Origin of the sequence: Neisseria lisongii (assembly GCF_028463985.1) — a bacterium.
Lineage (GTDB): Bacteria > Pseudomonadota > Gammaproteobacteria > Burkholderiales > Neisseriaceae > Neisseria > Neisseria lisongii.
In genome coordinates this window covers 1,717,220-1,732,320 of sequence record NZ_CP116766.1, presented here as the reverse complement: position 1 = coordinate 1,732,320, position 15,101 = coordinate 1,717,220, and the positions used below count along the sequence as shown (strand labels likewise).

The window sequence follows — 15,101 nt, the reverse complement described above, 5'->3', positions numbered from 1 at the left end:
TGCCGACCATTTTTCAGACGGCCTGTTTGATATTTCAGGCCGTCTGAAAATCAGGTTTTGAAATAATTTGCCAATACGCCGATATGTTCCGGCCCGATGCCGCAGCAGCCGCCGATAATGTCGGCACCGGCGGCCTGCCATTGCTGCGCCCAGCGCAGGTAGTTCGGCGGTGCGGTGTCGGTACGGATTTCGTCCAAGCCCTCGTTGGCGGCGTTCATACCGTTTTCGGCCGGTTCGAAAGCGTTGGCGTACACGCCCAGCCGCAGAGACCGACCGGCGGCACGCACCGCTGCGGCGGCTTCGCGCACGGCATCGGTCATCACTTCGGGGCGGCTGCAGTTAAACAACATGGCACCGGCGTGCCATTGCAGGGCGGCTTGGGCGGCGGCGGTAATGCTTTCGCCCGAACGCAGGCGGGGCGGGTGGTCGGGTAGGCTGTCGTCTAGGGTGAACGACACCCAAAACGGTTTGCCGTCGTCGGGTAGGCGGTTCTTCCAGAATGCGGCTTCGGTAATGCTGCTTTGGGTTTCTGCCAGCCAGATATCGGCATAGGGCTGCAGTCCCCGTATCAGCGGGTCGGCAAGGGACGGAGCGGCGGCGGGGTCGAACAGATCGGGGCGGTATGAGCCGAACAGCGGCGGAAGCGAAGCGGCAACGGCAACGCTCCGGCCGCTGCTGCGTGCGGCTTCCTGCGCCAGCCTGCCTGCGGTATCCGCCAGTTGTTCTGCTTCGGCGGCAAAACGTTGGTTGCCGATATGAAACGGTACAACGGCATAGCTGTTGGCGGTAATCACCTGCGCTCCGGCTTGGATGTAGTCGAGATGGATCTGCCGTACACTATCGGGTGCTTCGGTCAGCGCCAGCGCCGACCATTCGGGTTGGCGGAAGGGTGCGCCCCGGCGGTGCAGTTCCCGCCCCATGCCGCCGTCAAGGATGGTGATGGCATTCACGGTTTATGGTTCCTTTTGCGAATGGTTGCCGGCGGCGGCTTGGGGTTGGCTGTCGTCCTTACCGTTTTTAAACAGACGATCGAAGCGGACGGTGTATTTTAATTCGCCGCCCCACGATTTGCTGCCTACCCGTGCCACGGCCTGCAGGGATCGGGTCAGTTGGTAAATCAGTTTGACGGTCTGCTCGGCGCTGGCGATGCCGTATTCGTAGCCGAGATACAGCTCGTTGGTGAGCTGTTTGCCGACGGTCAGGACTTGCTCTGCCGGATTGAGTTCGCCGGTTTGGGCGTTGCGGCTGCGTTTGCTGGTGAAACCGAAATCGTCCACCAACCCCAGACGATCATTGACCTGTCCTGCGAGCAAAGCGCCGGCGGCGGCGGACAGGGCGGCTTCGTCGCCGTCGCTGCCGCTGCTGGCACGGTTGAGAATCAGCCATGAGAGTTTGTCTTTTTCACTCATCGGCTCGTCGGCCACCAGTGTAATCCGCGGTGCAGCCAGATTGCCCAATACTTCGACACCGGCACCGACCGGCGACAGGCGGCGGGCGGCACGGATGTTCAGATTCGGATCGCCCAGCGGGCCGACAAAGGAAACCGTGCCTTTGGTGATGTCCAAATCCTGTCCGTAGGCTTTGTAGCGGCCTTTGATGACTTTGACCGTGCCGATGCCCTGAATGTCTTCGCCGGGGCGGGAAGTCAGTTTGAGTTTGCCGCCCAAGGTTACGTTTAGGCCTTCGCCGACAAAGCGGATATTGTCGTTCAGGTCAAAATCCAAATCCATGCGGATCGGGGTGGCGGTGTTTTTCGCTTTCGGCGCTTCGCCCAATACCACGACATCATCGTCCAAAGTCGGCATGGAAGATTTCTGCATACCGAACATACCGTAATCGGTTTTCAGACCGCCGATCAGGGACACGCCGTTTTGCACGGTGTACAAAACCTTGGCTTTGCCGCTGAGTACCAGACGGCGGTTGGGGCGGGAGAGGGTGCGGTATTTGTCTAACACGATATCCACATCCACATCGGGATCGCTGCCGGTCAGGCCGACCGAGCCTTTCAATTCTGCCGAGCCGCCTCGGTGGAATTTCAGGCTGTCGATGATCCAGCGGCGGCCCTGCAGGTGGGAGCGCAGGACACCGTTGTCTAAAATCAAACCCTGTTCCTGATTGCGGTAATACAGGTTTTCGCCGTTGAGCGTGCCGTTTAGTTGCGGATCATCGATTCTGCCGCCCAAGCCGACCAGCGCCGACAGGCGGCCTTTGACGGTTTGGCCGACCGGTAGGAAATTGCGGAATACTTCGAGATTGTCCACATTCAGGCGGATTTTGCCGCCCAGCGGGGCGGAGGCGAAGTCCTGACCCTGTCCGACGGTAAGCGTGCCGTCGGCATAGCCGTAGTTGGTTTGGCCGTTGATACCGGCATTGACGGTCGGCGCACCGATCCGGCCGCCGATGGCCGCCGTGGTTTGGAACGAACCGCTCAAGCCTTGGGCGGCGGGTGGCAAAAAGATTTTCAGGGTCGATAAATCGGGAACGGTTGCCGTGATTTTGCCGCTCACCGGCGCTTGGGTGATGTCGCTGCCAAACTGCTGGCTGATACCGAGATTGCCTTCCACCCGGCCGAAGCGGGTGTTGCCGTTGAACAGGGCATCGATGCGGCCGTTTTGGAAGCGGGTTTTCAGACCCAAATCGCTTAAGCCCAGCGGCTGGCGGTAGTCGGGAAGAATCACGTCGCCGCCTTGGCGGACGAGGTTCAGATAGCCGCGGGCGTTTTGTCCGTAGGCCATGTCCCAGTCGCCGCCCAAGACCAGATTGTGTTCTACCGGCGGTTGGTAAAACTGGTGCAGCTCGGCCAAGTGCAGATTGGCGGCGCTGCCTTTGGTGGCAATGCCGTTTTTCTTGTCCCAAGCGAAACTTTGCAGGTTCAGGCTGCCGCCCATGGCGGCGAAATGGGCGGGACTCATCACCACCCGTTCGGCACCGGCTTCGAGGTTGATGCGGTTTTGCAGCTTGAGGTTGAACGCACCGCCGATGTCCAACACGCCGACGCTGCCTTTCCATTGGTTCAAATCGGCATTCACGCCGCCCTCGGCATCTAATTGCAGGCGGTAGGGCTTGTCGGCCAGCATCATATTGCCGCTGCCTTTCAGACGGTGTTTGGCACCGCTGCCCTCGGCATTGAGGTTGATGTGGTCGATGCGGGTGGTTTGGTCGCCGGAAAACAGAATCCGCTCGCCGTTGATATTGACCGCCAGCGGACGGTGGATGTCGGGCGAACCTTTAAGCCGGAAATCCAAATGCTGCATTTCCAGCAGCGAAGCGGCTTTCAGATTGCGGACGTTGCCCGCCAAATCGGTTTCCAGATTTTTGAGGCCGTCTGAAAAATCGCCCGACAGATGGCCTTTGGCATTCAATGCGCCCGAGAGGCCGAAGCCGAAGCGGGACAAATCGGGGGCTTGGATATTGAGGTTGAGGCGGTCGCCTTTTTTGCCGAACGAGCCGTCGGTCTGAATCAGGTTGCTGCCCAGCCGGATGTCCGCCAAGGCACGGCTCAGGTGTTGTTTTTCATAGGCAACGTCTGCCTTGCCGCTGAGTGCCACGCCGTTGAGTGTACTCGGGGCGAAATTCATTTTGCCGGCAAACAGCGGCCCGGCGAGTGCGCCGCTTAGGGCAACCGTACCGCTGACGCTGCCTTCGGGCAAGTTGCGGTCGATTTTGGCCGGATTGAAACGGCGGCTGGCAATATCCAGTTTCAGAGCTTGGTTTTGAAACAGTTCGAGATAACCGGCGGCGGTGAGTTCGCCGCCGTTTTGCGGTAGGATTTTGGCGTGGTCGAGCTTGAGCGTGCGCTGGCCTGCCTTGCGGTCGGTTACGACAGACAGCAAACCTTCGCTGTCGGCGGTGCCGCTGTTGATGTTCCAGCGCACATCGGGCGAATCGGTTTCGCCGCTTGCCGCAACCCTGCCGTTGAGCGTCAGGGCATAATCCTGCTGCACCACATCGGCGGTTTTCACACCGGCCAGATTCAGGGCAAGATTGAGCTGGTTATTGACTGTATCCAGCGTACCGCCGAGCGTGATCCGCCCTTGCTGCAGCAGGGTTATTTCGCTCTCGTCAATATTGACGACCCCCTGATGATTAACGGTAAAGCTGCCCAGCAGGCTGCGTACGGGAATGGCTTGTCGGTCGGCAAAACCGGCTTTGCTGTTGAGCAAATCGATTGAGCCTTCCAAAGCGAGGCCGTCTGAAAATGCGGGAACAACGGTGGCATCAAACGTCAGATTGGCGGTGGGCAAGGTTTCCAAAAACGCCGCCGGATTGAGGTTGCGCCCTTTGATCAGAATTTCGCTTACGGTTTCATTGAGCGTGGCGGCAAACGGGTGCAGCTCGGATTTTGCCGACAGATGGACATCATCGCCGTCGAGCAGAATATCGGTATGCACGTCCTGCAGCGAACCCCACAGGCGGGTTGTGCCGTGTATGGTCTGCCCTTCCAGTTCGCCTTTGGTGTAGATGGCGGTGTTGAGCGCAAACGGCGGTTTCAGCCCCACCACCGCTGCGCCGGCGGATTCGCTCCACGGCGTTTGCAGCGACACAATATCCAAGCGGTGTTCGCGGCGGTCGTAGTGGTACGCCGCCTTGACTTTTTCGATATACACCGTTTGCTGTTCGAAATTTTTGCCGACACTGATTTTGCCGGTTTCAATGCGGTCGGCAAACACGGTAATCGGCAAATCAATGCTCTCAGGCAAGCCCGAAGCCGGTTCTTCTTCCTTCACCGGCAACGGTTTGGCGACGACGGCAATATCGCCGGCACGCAGTTCGGTGATGTGCAGGCTGGGGCGGCTCAACTCGGAGGGCTGCCACGCAAAGTGGAAATCGCTGATTTTTACATCGGCACCTTGGGTTTCAATCAACCAGTCTTTGCCGCTGAAACCTTTGAGCAGCGTACCTTGCAGCGTTTGCGACGAAATCTTGACACCAAACCACGAAGGGAGGCGGTATAACCCGAAGCGTAAGCCGGATTCGGTGGCCGAGAGCCAGCCGACAAAGCCGGTCAGCAGCAGAAACACCGCCGACAGCGTCCACGCCGCCCGTTTCCAAAAACGGGCTTTGCTGCGGGGCTTGGCGGGTTTTTCAGACGGCCTTGCGGCCGCAGGGGGAGGATTGTGCGTTTTGCTCATAAGGTAAACCGTAAAATAGGGGGTAAGGCCGTCTGAAAAATAAGCGAAGCGAATTTCTGCGAAGCTAAAACCGTGGTTTTGCTCATTTTCAGACGGCCTTTGCCGCTTTGGTGTCTGTTTAAAACCGTGTGCCTAAGCTGATATGCCAGCGCAGTTTTTTGTCGTGGTGGCCGTAGGCAACGTCAAACGAAAACGGGGCGACGGGGCTGAACCAGCGTACGCCCAAACCTGTGCCGTGCCGGAACGTCATCTGTTTGAAGTTTTGGGCGGCATCGCCGACATCGTGGAACACGGCGGCGGAGAAGTTCTTGGTAACCGGATATTGGTATTCCAAGCTGCCGACCACGACGGCACGGTCGGGCAACACTGATCCGCCCGGCCCTTCCAGACCGATGCTGTCGAGTTCGTAACCGCGGACGGTAGAAGCACCGCCGGTGCGGAACATCAGTGTGGACGGTACGTCCGCTTCTTTCCGTGCATAAACATAGCCTGCCTGCCCGCGGGCGATAAACGTGCCGATTTTTTTGTTTTCCGGCGTGAAGAAATAACCGGCACGAATATTGGCACGTGCCAGTGCAGACGAGGATAAGGCTTTGCCCAAGGTGGTGCCGATTTTGCCGTCGAGATAATAGCCGTTTTCCGGTTTGAGCAGGTTTTCGATGTTTTGGCGTTTCCACGAAGCGGTGAGCATGGTGGCATGGTTGCGGCCGAAGTTGTAGCCGACATCGGGGATTTTGCGGTCTTCTACGATAAATTCCGCACCGAGACGGGCTTCGATGTTGTTGCGGTCGCGTACATACCACACGCCGCTGGTGAGCGAGCGTTTTTCCAGATTCTGCGTGGTCGAGCGGTTGTAGGAAAGGTTGGTGGTCCAGTAATTGCCCCGATTGTTGCGGGGCTGGCTGATACCGGCGGCGAGTGTGGTTTCGTATTTGTCCATATCGAACACCACCGAGCCGATGTAGCCCCGGTTGAAGAGGTTGTAGTAATCGTAGGCAATCCTGCCGCCGACACCGTATTCCGAATCGTAGCGCACGCCGGTTTCGAGTTTGTGGCGTTTGACTTCGCTGACGCTGACTTTTACCGGCACCCGGTCGTCGTGCAGATTGTCGAAGTCTGCCTGCACCGATGCGCCGGAATAATGGCCGTTTTGTTCCAATGCCTGTTGGAAATCAAGCAGCAAATCCAAATCATAAGGCGAACCGGGTTGGAAGCGTGCCAAGCCGGTTACCACGTTTTCGGGGTAGCGGCGGGTGCCGCTGACGTTGAACTCGCCGAAGTAAATCGGGCGGTTGCTTTCGACAATAACGTTTAAATCCGCTGTTTGTGTATTCGGATTGATGGTGGCTTGGGTGGTGCTGAATTTTGCCAGCGGGTATTTTTTGCGGGTAACGGCGGACAAGACGGCGGTTTTGCTGCTGCTCCAACGGTCTTGGTCGAAATGGTCGCCCACCGGCTGCTGCCAGTGTTCGATGGCGTTTTGATAATATTTTGCCAGATCGTTGTCGGAAAGAATGTCGCCGATAATCGCTACGCCGACATTATCGACTTTGGTCCGGGGGCCGGGTGTGATGCGCACGGTGTAGCGGTCTTGTTGGTCCTGTATGCTGACGCTGCTGTTGAAATAGCCTTTGGTACGCAGCATGGTTTTGACATTGTCGGGCGCTTCTTCCGCCAAAAAGCCGACCTGCTCTTTATCCAAGACTTCTTCCTGCTGTTGGGTAATCAGCGGGAGATGTTCTTCAATCATTTCCCGAATATCGCTGTTGTCGGTTTCGATTTTCACCGGAAATTTGGGGTCGAGCTTGGTTTCGGCTACGGTTTCGTCCTGCAGCTCGCTTTCGGGAATGGGTTCGTAGTCATCAACAGACGGCACAAACCGTTCCGCCGCAAATGCCTGCATACAGGCAAATGAGATGGAAGTGAGCAACAGCGGCCGGGTCAGTTTGGTCATCATTTGTTGAAATCCTTTATGGCTGAAACGCTTATGCCTGTGCAGCGCCGGTTTGCGGTGCGCCGGTGCGGGCAAGGCATACGGAAACAGATTTTAACATACAAATTCAGACTGTCAGCAAAACCGTCTGCCGATTGATGCGGTTTGGGTTTTGTAGAAATCCGTTTTGCTCATTTTGGTGAAACCTATGGTTTTAGCTTCGCAGAAATTCGCTTTGCTCATTTTCAGACGGCCTATCATTTTCCAAACAAACGGCCATAATCTGTTAAAATCGCCCCACAGCAATTTCCCACAATGAAAATCGAATATGAATATTTTTTACGAAGAATCCGGTCAGTTTAAAGTGGCATCGGTGGTGCAGAAAAACGATTCCACCTACCAAGTCGATACCCAGCACGGCAAACGCACCAAAGTCAAAGCCAATAATGTTTTCGCCGAATTTGACGGCGATATGGCGGCGTTTTTGGACAAAGCGCAGGCCGAAGCGGCCGACATCGACACGGATTTGCTGTGGGAAGTCTGCGGCGAGGACGAGTTTTCCGCCGAGGCCATTGCCGGAGAATATTTCGGCCACACGCCTGCCAAAACCGAGCTGGCGGCAACCTTAATCGCCCTGTATGCCGCCCCGATGTATTTCTACAAAAAAGGCAAAGGCGTGTTTAAAGCCGCCCCCGAAGAAACGCTGAAGCAGGCGTTGGCGGCGGTGGAACGCAAAAAACAGCAGGACGCGCAAATCGAAAGCTGGGCGGAAGCCTTAACAGCCGGTGAAATGCCGTCTGAAATCCAAGCCGATTTAAAAACCATTCTTCATGCGCCCGACAAACAGGCGCTGACCTACAAAGCCTTTACCAAAGCGGCGGACGCATTGAAACTGTCTGCCTACGAATTGGCCAAACGCAGCGGCGGCATTGCGTCTGTGCCGCAATATCTGCAGGACGGTTTTGAAGTCAAACATTTCCCCAAAGGCACGGGTTTCCCCGAAATCGCCGTGCCGCCGCTGCCTGAGTTGCCACAAGCCGCAGCGGCCGCTTTCTCGATTGACGATGAATCCACCACCGAAGTGGACGATGCTTTGAGCCTGACCGATTTGGGCAACGGCATGAAGCGGGTCGGTATCCACATCGCCGCCCCGTCGCTGGCGGTCGAGCGGGGGAGCGACATTGAAAAAGTGATACACGAACGCTTGAGTACGGTGTATTTCCCCGGTAGCAAAATCACCATGCTGCCGGAAAACTGGATTGCCGCCTTCAGCTTGGACAGCGGCGATTATCGTCCTGCAGTGAGCATTTATTTTGATGTGGACACCGAGTTCAACATCAGCCTGCCGAGCTGCAAAATCGAAGCCGTCAAAATTGCCGACAACCTGCGTATCCAAGCCATCGAGCCGCATTTCAACGCCGAAACCGGTTTGGACGAAAGCGGCGAGATGAAATTTGCCCACCATGCCGATTTAATCTGGTTTTACCGTTTTGCGATTGCTTTGCAGAAGGCACGGGGCAAATACGAGCCGGAGCGTGCGCCGCAATACGATTACAGCGTGGAAGTGGATTCAGACGGCATCGTCGGTATCTGCCGTCGGGAGCGGGGTTCGCCGATTGATACGCTGGTGAGCGAAATGATGATTCTCGCCAACTCGACTTGGGCGCAAATGCTGGACGAACACGACCTGCCGGGCTTATTCAGAGTGCAGCCTAGCGGCAAAGTGCGCATGAGTACCCAATCCGAACCGCATATCGGCATGGGCGTGCAGCACTACGGCTGGTTCACCTCGCCGCTGCGCCGTGCTGCCGACTACATCAACCAAAAACAGCTGATCAGCCTGATTGACGGCAACGCCGAACCGCTGTTCCAAAAAAACGATGCCGACCTGTTTGCCGCTCTGAGGGATTTCGACACCGCCTACACCGCCTACGCCGATTTCCAACGCCAGATGGAAAGCTATTGGAGCTTGGTGTATCTGCAACAGCAGGGCATCAAAGAGCTGACCGCCACCATTTTGAAAGAAGATTTGGTACGCATCGAAGGCCTGCCGCTGACCGCCCGTGCCACCGGCATTCCGTTTGATGCCCTGCCCAAATCGCAGGTATTGCTCAATATCACCGAGCTTGATGCTGAAAAACAGTTTATCGCTTTGAATTATGTCAAAGCCGTTGCCCCGAACGTGGCGTAAACATTGATGAGGCCGTCTGAAAATCAGGTTTTCAGACGGCCTTTAAAATATCGTGAATACATTTTCATTTACTTTGAAAAGATAAGGCGCTCAACGGATAAAACGGGTTGTCAAAATATGTTGGAACAATGCTTTCAAATTGATTCCTGCCGCTCCCGTTAAAATCAGAATCACGCCGAAAAATTGTTCGGGTTCAAGGTGGATATTGAAAAAACAGCGGTCAATCAGCAAGGCTAGGACGGGATAGAGGAAAGAGAGGGAGGCCACTTTGTATGCTTCCAATTTCTGAATTGCGCCGTATAGGAAAACATACATCAATCCGGTGTGTACCACACCCAAGGTTACTGCTGCCGATAAGGAAACAGGGGCGGTTTGGGTAAAAAGATTGAAGTCGGCAAAAGGTAGGAAAATAACCACACCGAGCAGCATTTGATAAAACGCAATCAGCGTAGGCGGGTAGTTTTTGAGAAATTTGGCGGCAACCGAAGCGACTGCATACAGGGCGGCTGCCGCTAATGCTTCAAAAATCCCCGTGAGATAGCCTGAATAGGGTTTTCCGCTGTGGATTTGCGTTGATGAAATCAGATACAGCCCGCCAAATGAAACCAAGAGCCAGAAAACAATGGATTTGGTAATTTTTTCTTTAAATAAAAACAAACAAATCAAAACCATCATAAACGGCTGTGTGTTATACACGGTTGTGGCAATGCCGACCGAAGTTTTGGCATAGGCGGAAAATAAGAAATACCAGTTTGCCAATAAAGCTGTACCGCCTATCAAAGAAGCAATCCAAAAAGTCGGTGTGTAACGAGTTTGGCTGAAAATGCCTTGGTGCCAACACAACAAGCCTAAAATCAATGCGCCGAACAAACAGCGAAAAAAGATCAGTTGTGTTTCCGGCAAGCCCGACAGGGTAACGGTCAGGCCGATTGTGCCGCAGATGGTCATGGCCAATATCATTTCGATTAGGCCGCAACGGTTTGGCGAAGTTGGACAGTGATTCATGATACATAAACCAAACAGTGGTTTCAGACGGCATCAGGATATAAAAACATTGGAAATGTGTTAATATAATAATTAAGATATTTTTATATTTATCTTTATTTTTCTAAGATAATTTCAAAAATTCATTAAAAATTTAATTATGGATAACTATGATATGAAAATCTTACAGGCATTGCATCAAAATGCCCGTATAACTATGAAAGAATTGAGCCAAAAAGTCCACTTATCCCAGCCGGCCTGTACGGAGCGGGTCAAAAAGATGGAGGCAAACGGCATTATCCGCCAATATACTGCGGTAATAGATTGGTCAAAGCTTAGCTATCCGTTGGCAACTGTGGTACGAATCAGGCCGCTTCCGGGATATTTGCAGGAGGTAGAGAGGATTATCAAAGAAATGGGCAATATTGCTTGGTGCGTCAAAGTAACAGGGGACGATGCGTTTATTTGTCAAATGCTGATTCATTCGGTAAGCGAATTAGATGCCTGTTTGTCGAAAATTGCACAAATCGCTACGACCAACACATCGGTTATTAAATCTACGGTAGTCGAGAATCAGTTTATCCAATCCAACTGAATCAATAAAAAAGCAAGGCCGTCTGAAAATCAGGTTTTCAGACGGCCTTGCTTGTATAGTTTCTAAAAAACAGGCAACTTTGAACGTTGCCTGTTTTTGTCGGTTGGTTTGCGGATTTATTGCTGTTTTTGACGGCCTAAATCTGCGGCGGCGGTAAACAGTACGTCGGTGGACGAGTTCAGCGCTGTTTCGGCGGAGTCTTGGATCACGCCGATGATGAAGCCGACGGCGACGACCTGCATGGCGACATCGTCGGAAATGCCGAACAGGCTGCACGCCATCGGGATCAGCAGCAGCGAGCCGCCTGCTACGCCGGACGCACCGCAGGCGCCGATTGTTGCCATCAGGCTCAACAGCAGGGCGGTCAGGAAATCAACGTGAATGCCCAAAGTATGGGCGGCGGCCATGGTCAGCACGGTAATGGTAATCGCTGCGCCTGCCATGTTGATGGTTGCGCCCAGCGGAATCGAAATTGAATAAGTGTCTTCGTGCAGATTGAGTTTTTTCGCCAGCGCCATGTTCACCGGAATATTGGCGGCGGAAGAGCGGGTGAAGAAGGCGGTGATGCCGCTTTCGCGCAGGCACATCAGTGTCAGCGGATAGGGGTTGCGGCGGATTTGTGTCCACACAATCAGCGGGTTCACCACCAAGGCGATAAACAGCATACAGCCGAGCAGGACTGCCAGCAGTTTGGCATAGCTTGCTAAGGCGGAGAAACCGGTTTCGGCAACGGTTGAGGCGACCAGTCCGAAAATGCCCAGCGGGGCAAATTTGATGACCCATTTTACGACTGTGGACACGGTATCTGCCAAGTCGGCGGCCACTTGGCGGGTGGTGTCCGAGCCGTGGTGGCGCAGGGCGGCACCCAATACCAGCGCCCATGCCAGAATGCCGATGTAGTTGGCATTGGCGATGGCGCTGATCGGGTTGGCAACCAGATTCAGCAGCAGGGTTTTCAATACGGATACAATGCCGGAAGGCGGTGCGGTGGAAACGTCGCCGGCGCTGGCCAATACGATGTGGGTCGGAAACGCCATGCTGGCAATCACGGCGATAAATGCGGCGGAAAATGTGCCGATCAGATACAGAAGGATAATTGGTTTGATGTGTGCTTCACTGCCTTTGCGGTGTTGGGCAACGGCGGACATAACCAAGACAAACACCAATATCGGTGCAACGGCTTTGAGTGCGCCGACAAACAGTGTGCCGAGCAGTCCGACACCGTTGCCGATTTCGGGCGCAGTCCAGCCGACCAAGATACCCAATATCAAGCCGATTGCAATCTGCTTGACCAAGCTGACGCTGTTGACTGCGTCCATGAGTGGATTGCCTGCCATAATGAATCCTCTTGAGAGTTTTGTTAAGAATGGATTACATTCTAAAATAAAATCTTACTTTTTGTGGGGGGATTTGGTTTGCTTTGATGAAAATTAGCATAATCTGCGTTAAATGTAAAACATTAGGATATTTATTTTTGTGAATATGATTTTTTGAGAAATTTAATTTGATTTTGTTTTGGCAATTCGGATACAGAAAGGCCGTCTGAAAATCGGGTTTTTCGGTTTTCAGACGGCCTTGGGCATTTTAAATTTCAAAGGTTTAAGTGTTTACGCTGCGGCGGTTTCTTCTGCGCCCACCAGTGCGATGAGTTTGCCGTGCGGCATATTCAGCGGCTGGTTGGCGTGGGCAACGTTGAGGTTGCCCTGTTTGTCCACCGCAAACAGTGGCACGAAATGTTTGTTGTCCGCCTTATATTGCTCCAGCGTGTAGCTTTCGGTGATGTTGGTCATTTTGACTTTCGCCCCTTTGGACAGCATACCCGCCAGCTTGGTATAAGTGGCCTCTTCGTCAAACAGCCAGCGCGAGCGGTATTCTTCGTGGCGGGCATCTTTTTCCCGACGCTGCGCATCTTCGCTGAATTTCAGGCGGAACACGTTTTTCGAACCGAAATCGTGGCGGTAGTGCAGCTCGGAAAGCCCGTTGAGTTCGCGGTCGGTACTCATCGCAAACAGATTGCCGATGCCGATTAAGTCGAGATGGCTGTCGGCATGGGCGGAAATCGGGCTGCCGTAATAAGTGCGCAAACCCATCATGCGGGCTTTGGCGATGTCGTCGTAATTGTGAAACGCTACCAATACATCAATCCCCGAATCTTTCAGCGCCTTGGCAATCATCAGTGCCACATTGTTCGAACCGACAATCAGCACACCGTTGTTTTTCGCCTGCCGCACATTCAATAAACGGGCGACAAATTTGGCGCTCAAACCCTGAATCAGAACTGTGCCGATAATAATCGTAAATACCAGCGGCACCAGCAGTTCCGAACCTTTCAGGCCGCTGTCTTGCAGCTTGATGGCAAACAGCGAAGAAATCGCCGCCGCCACAATCCCGCGCGGGCCGATCCAACTGATCATCAGTTTTTCGTTCACACTCAGATTCGAGCCGATGGAAGAGAGAAACACCGCCAGCGGGCGGGCGACAAACATTGCGACCAGCAACAGCATCACACCCGCCGTGCCAACCCCCGCCAAAGCGTTCAAATCCACCCGTGCCGACAGCACGATAAACAGCGTGGAGACCAGCAAAACGGTCAGCGATTCTTTAAATTCGAGAATGTGGTCTTTCGGAAACCCTTTCCAGTTGGCCAGTGCCACGCCCAAAATGGTAATCGTCAGCAGGCCGGATTCGGATTCGATGTAGTTGGACAGGGCGAAAATCATCAGGATATACGACAGTGTAAACACATTGCGCAGATAGTCCGGAATCCAGTGTTTCTTCACCAGTTTCGCCAGCACAAATGCGCCCGCCATGCCCAAAATGGCGGCCAATACCACGATTTTGCCGAAGGTCAAAAGCTCGATATGGCCGTCTGAAATAATGTATTCATACACCAACACCACCGCAATCGCACCGATGGGATCGACAATAATCCCTTCCCATTTCAACACATTGGCAATATTGCTGCTGGGTCGAACGCTGCGCAGAAGCGGCGCAATCACCGTCGGACCGGTTACACATACCAGCGCACCGAACAGCACGGCGATTTTCAAATCCACATCAAACAGCGAATACGTCGCCGCAGAAATCACGCAGATGGTAATCAACGCCCCCAACGTTACCAAAAGCTGCACCACCCGGCCGTGTCCCTTGATTTCCTTAAATTCCAGCGTCAGCGCACCTTCAAACAGAATCACCGCCACGCCCAGCGAAATAAACGGAAACAGCAAATCGCCCAACACCTGATCCGGGTTGAAAAAATGAAATACCGGTCCGGCCAGAATCCCGATCAGCAACAAAAACAGGATAGACGGCTGCTTGAGATACCAAGCCAGCCACTGGGCAAAAATCCCCAGCCCCACCACCAAAGAAAGCAGCAATGCAGTATCCATTTTTCTTTGCCTCCTTATGTTTAATCTTAATAAGTCTGCCGCAACGGCAACACCTGCCGCCCGACCCGAGCTGCCGATTCTACCACAAGCCGGTTTGCCTGCAGGGAACAGCGGTTTGCCGACACTATACCGCAAAGCCGCCGCAAGGTTCAAAATATCGGTTTTCAGACGGCCTTATGCCGCTGTTTTGACAAAGTCTCACGATGTATCTACAATGTAGATACTTCAAACAAGCAAAGGCGATTCAGATGAAACTGCAAAAATGGGGCAACAGCGCCGCCGTCCGCTTTCCCAAAGAAATCATCAGCCAGCTCGGGCTGAAAATCGGTGATGAATTGGAAACGCAAGCCCAAGGCGATACCATCGTGATTCGTGCTGCCAAGCGCCGCCGCTATACCCTTGCCCAACTGCTGGCGGAAACACCTGAAACCGCCCCCCGTGTGGCGGGCTGGGAAGAAATGGCCGAGGTCGGCAAAGAGGTGGCCGAATAATGTATATTCCCGACAAAGGCGACATTATCCATCTTCAATTCGATCCGGCTTCGGGTCGGGAAATGAAAGGCAATCATTTTGCGTTGGTACTCTCGTCCAAAGCCTTCAATCAGAAAATCGGCTTGGTGTTTGCCTGCCCGATTTCGCAAGGCAAGGCCGACACCGCACGGGGCATGCTTTCTACTTTGCTCGGTGCCGGTACGGTTTTGCAGGGTAACATTCACTGCCATCAGCTCAAATCTTTGGATTGGAAAGAACGCCGGGCTGTTTTGAAAGAAAAAGTTCCTGATTATGTATTGCAGGACGTATTATCCCGAATCGAAGCCATTTTAGAATTGTAATGCCGTCTGAAAATCCGTTTGAAGCAACAACGGTACAAGGATTTC

At 53.8% G+C, this 15,101-nt stretch carries 10 protein-coding genes; 4 read left to right on the top strand and 6 right to left on the bottom strand.

The window, feature by feature from the left end:
• Positions 1-50 precede the first annotated feature (50 nt).
• The 3 genes from PJU73_RS07970 to PJU73_RS07960 form a co-directional block, all read right to left on the bottom strand.
• Positions 51-950: a homocysteine S-methyltransferase family protein gene (locus PJU73_RS07970; protein WP_237090722.1), complete on the bottom strand. Its 900-nt coding sequence runs from the start codon at positions 948-950 to the stop codon at positions 51-53.
• Between the two features lie 3 nt (positions 951-953).
• Positions 954-5,132, bottom strand: a complete 4,179-nt coding sequence (locus PJU73_RS07965) for a translocation/assembly module TamB domain-containing protein (protein WP_237090723.1) — start codon at positions 5,130-5,132, stop codon at positions 954-956.
• A gap of 118 nt (positions 5,133-5,250) precedes the next feature.
• Positions 5,251-7,086 carry an autotransporter assembly complex protein TamA gene (locus tag PJU73_RS07960; RefSeq protein ID WP_237090814.1) on the bottom strand — a complete coding sequence of 612 codons (1,836 nt, stop codon included), beginning with the start codon at positions 7,084-7,086 and terminating at the stop codon, positions 5,251-5,253.
• A gap of 307 nt (positions 7,087-7,393) precedes the next feature.
• Between PJU73_RS07960 and PJU73_RS07955 the strand changes: the two genes are divergently transcribed.
• The gene (locus PJU73_RS07955; RefSeq protein ID WP_237090724.1) at positions 7,394-9,256 is read left to right on the top strand and encodes a ribonuclease catalytic domain-containing protein; all 1,863 of its coding nucleotides are present in this window, start codon (positions 7,394-7,396) and stop codon (positions 9,254-9,256) included.
• A gap of 90 nt (positions 9,257-9,346) precedes the next feature.
• On the opposite strand, the gene PJU73_RS07950 is transcribed toward PJU73_RS07955, so the two are convergent.
• Entirely contained in the window at positions 9,347-10,261 is a 915-nt protein-coding gene (locus tag PJU73_RS07950) for a DMT family transporter (RefSeq protein ID WP_237090725.1), read from the bottom strand.
• A 139-nt stretch (positions 10,262-10,400) separates the two neighbouring features.
• On the opposite strand from PJU73_RS07950, the gene PJU73_RS07945 reads away from it, so the two are divergent.
• Positions 10,401-10,835 (top strand): Lrp/AsnC family transcriptional regulator, encoded by a 435-nt coding sequence (locus PJU73_RS07945; RefSeq protein ID WP_237090726.1) that lies wholly within the window; start codon positions 10,401-10,403, stop codon positions 10,833-10,835.
• Positions 10,836-10,951: 116 nt separating this feature from the next.
• Here the strand turns inward: PJU73_RS07945 and sstT are convergent, their stop codons facing one another.
• The gene (gene sstT, locus PJU73_RS07940; RefSeq protein ID WP_237090727.1) at positions 10,952-12,172 is read right to left on the bottom strand and encodes a serine/threonine transporter SstT; all 1,221 of its coding nucleotides are present in this window, start codon (positions 12,170-12,172) and stop codon (positions 10,952-10,954) included.
• A 270-nt stretch (positions 12,173-12,442) separates the two neighbouring features.
• On the bottom strand, positions 12,443-14,224 hold the full coding sequence (locus PJU73_RS07935) for a cation:proton antiporter (protein ID WP_237090728.1): 1,782 nt from the start codon (positions 14,222-14,224) through the stop codon (positions 12,443-12,445).
• Between the two features lie 248 nt (positions 14,225-14,472).
• On the opposite strand from PJU73_RS07935, the gene PJU73_RS07930 reads away from it, so the two are divergent.
• Positions 14,473-14,715: an AbrB/MazE/SpoVT family DNA-binding domain-containing protein gene (locus PJU73_RS07930; protein ID WP_237090729.1), complete on the top strand. Its 243-nt coding sequence runs from the start codon at positions 14,473-14,475 to the stop codon at positions 14,713-14,715.
• Positions 14,715-15,056 carry a type II toxin-antitoxin system PemK/MazF family toxin gene (locus PJU73_RS07925; protein WP_237090730.1) on the top strand — a complete coding sequence of 114 codons (342 nt, stop codon included), beginning with the start codon at positions 14,715-14,717 and terminating at the stop codon, positions 15,054-15,056. The genes PJU73_RS07930 and PJU73_RS07925 overlap by 1 nt, the downstream gene beginning before the upstream one ends.
• Positions 15,057-15,101 lie beyond the last annotated feature (45 nt).

What these genes read in the sequence shown, in the direction of transcription:
- PJU73_RS07965 (WP_237090723.1), bottom strand. Translation starts at nt 5,132, where the DNA reads ATGAGCAAAACGCACAATCCTCCCCCTGCGGCCGCAAGGCCGTCTGAA.
- PJU73_RS07960 (WP_237090814.1), bottom strand. Translation starts at nt 7,086, where the DNA reads ATGACCAAACTGACCCGGCCGCTGTTGCTCACTTCCATCTCATTTGCC.
- PJU73_RS07955 (WP_237090724.1), top strand. Translation starts at nt 7,394, where the DNA reads ATGAATATTTTTTACGAAGAATCCGGTCAGTTTAAAGTGGCATCGGTG.
- PJU73_RS07950 (WP_237090725.1), bottom strand. Translation starts at nt 10,261, where the DNA reads ATGAATCACTGTCCAACTTCGCCAAACCGTTGCGGCCTAATCGAAATG.
- PJU73_RS07945 (WP_237090726.1), top strand. Translation starts at nt 10,401, where the DNA reads ATGGATAACTATGATATGAAAATCTTACAGGCATTGCATCAAAATGCC.
- sstT (WP_237090727.1), bottom strand. Translation starts at nt 12,172, where the DNA reads ATGGCAGGCAATCCACTCATGGACGCAGTCAACAGCGTCAGCTTGGTC.
- PJU73_RS07935 (WP_237090728.1), bottom strand. Translation starts at nt 14,224, where the DNA reads ATGGATACTGCATTGCTGCTTTCTTTGGTGGTGGGGCTGGGGATTTTT.
- PJU73_RS07930 (WP_237090729.1), top strand. Translation starts at nt 14,473, where the DNA reads ATGAAACTGCAAAAATGGGGCAACAGCGCCGCCGTCCGCTTTCCCAAA.
- PJU73_RS07925 (WP_237090730.1), top strand. Translation starts at nt 14,715, where the DNA reads ATGTATATTCCCGACAAAGGCGACATTATCCATCTTCAATTCGATCCG.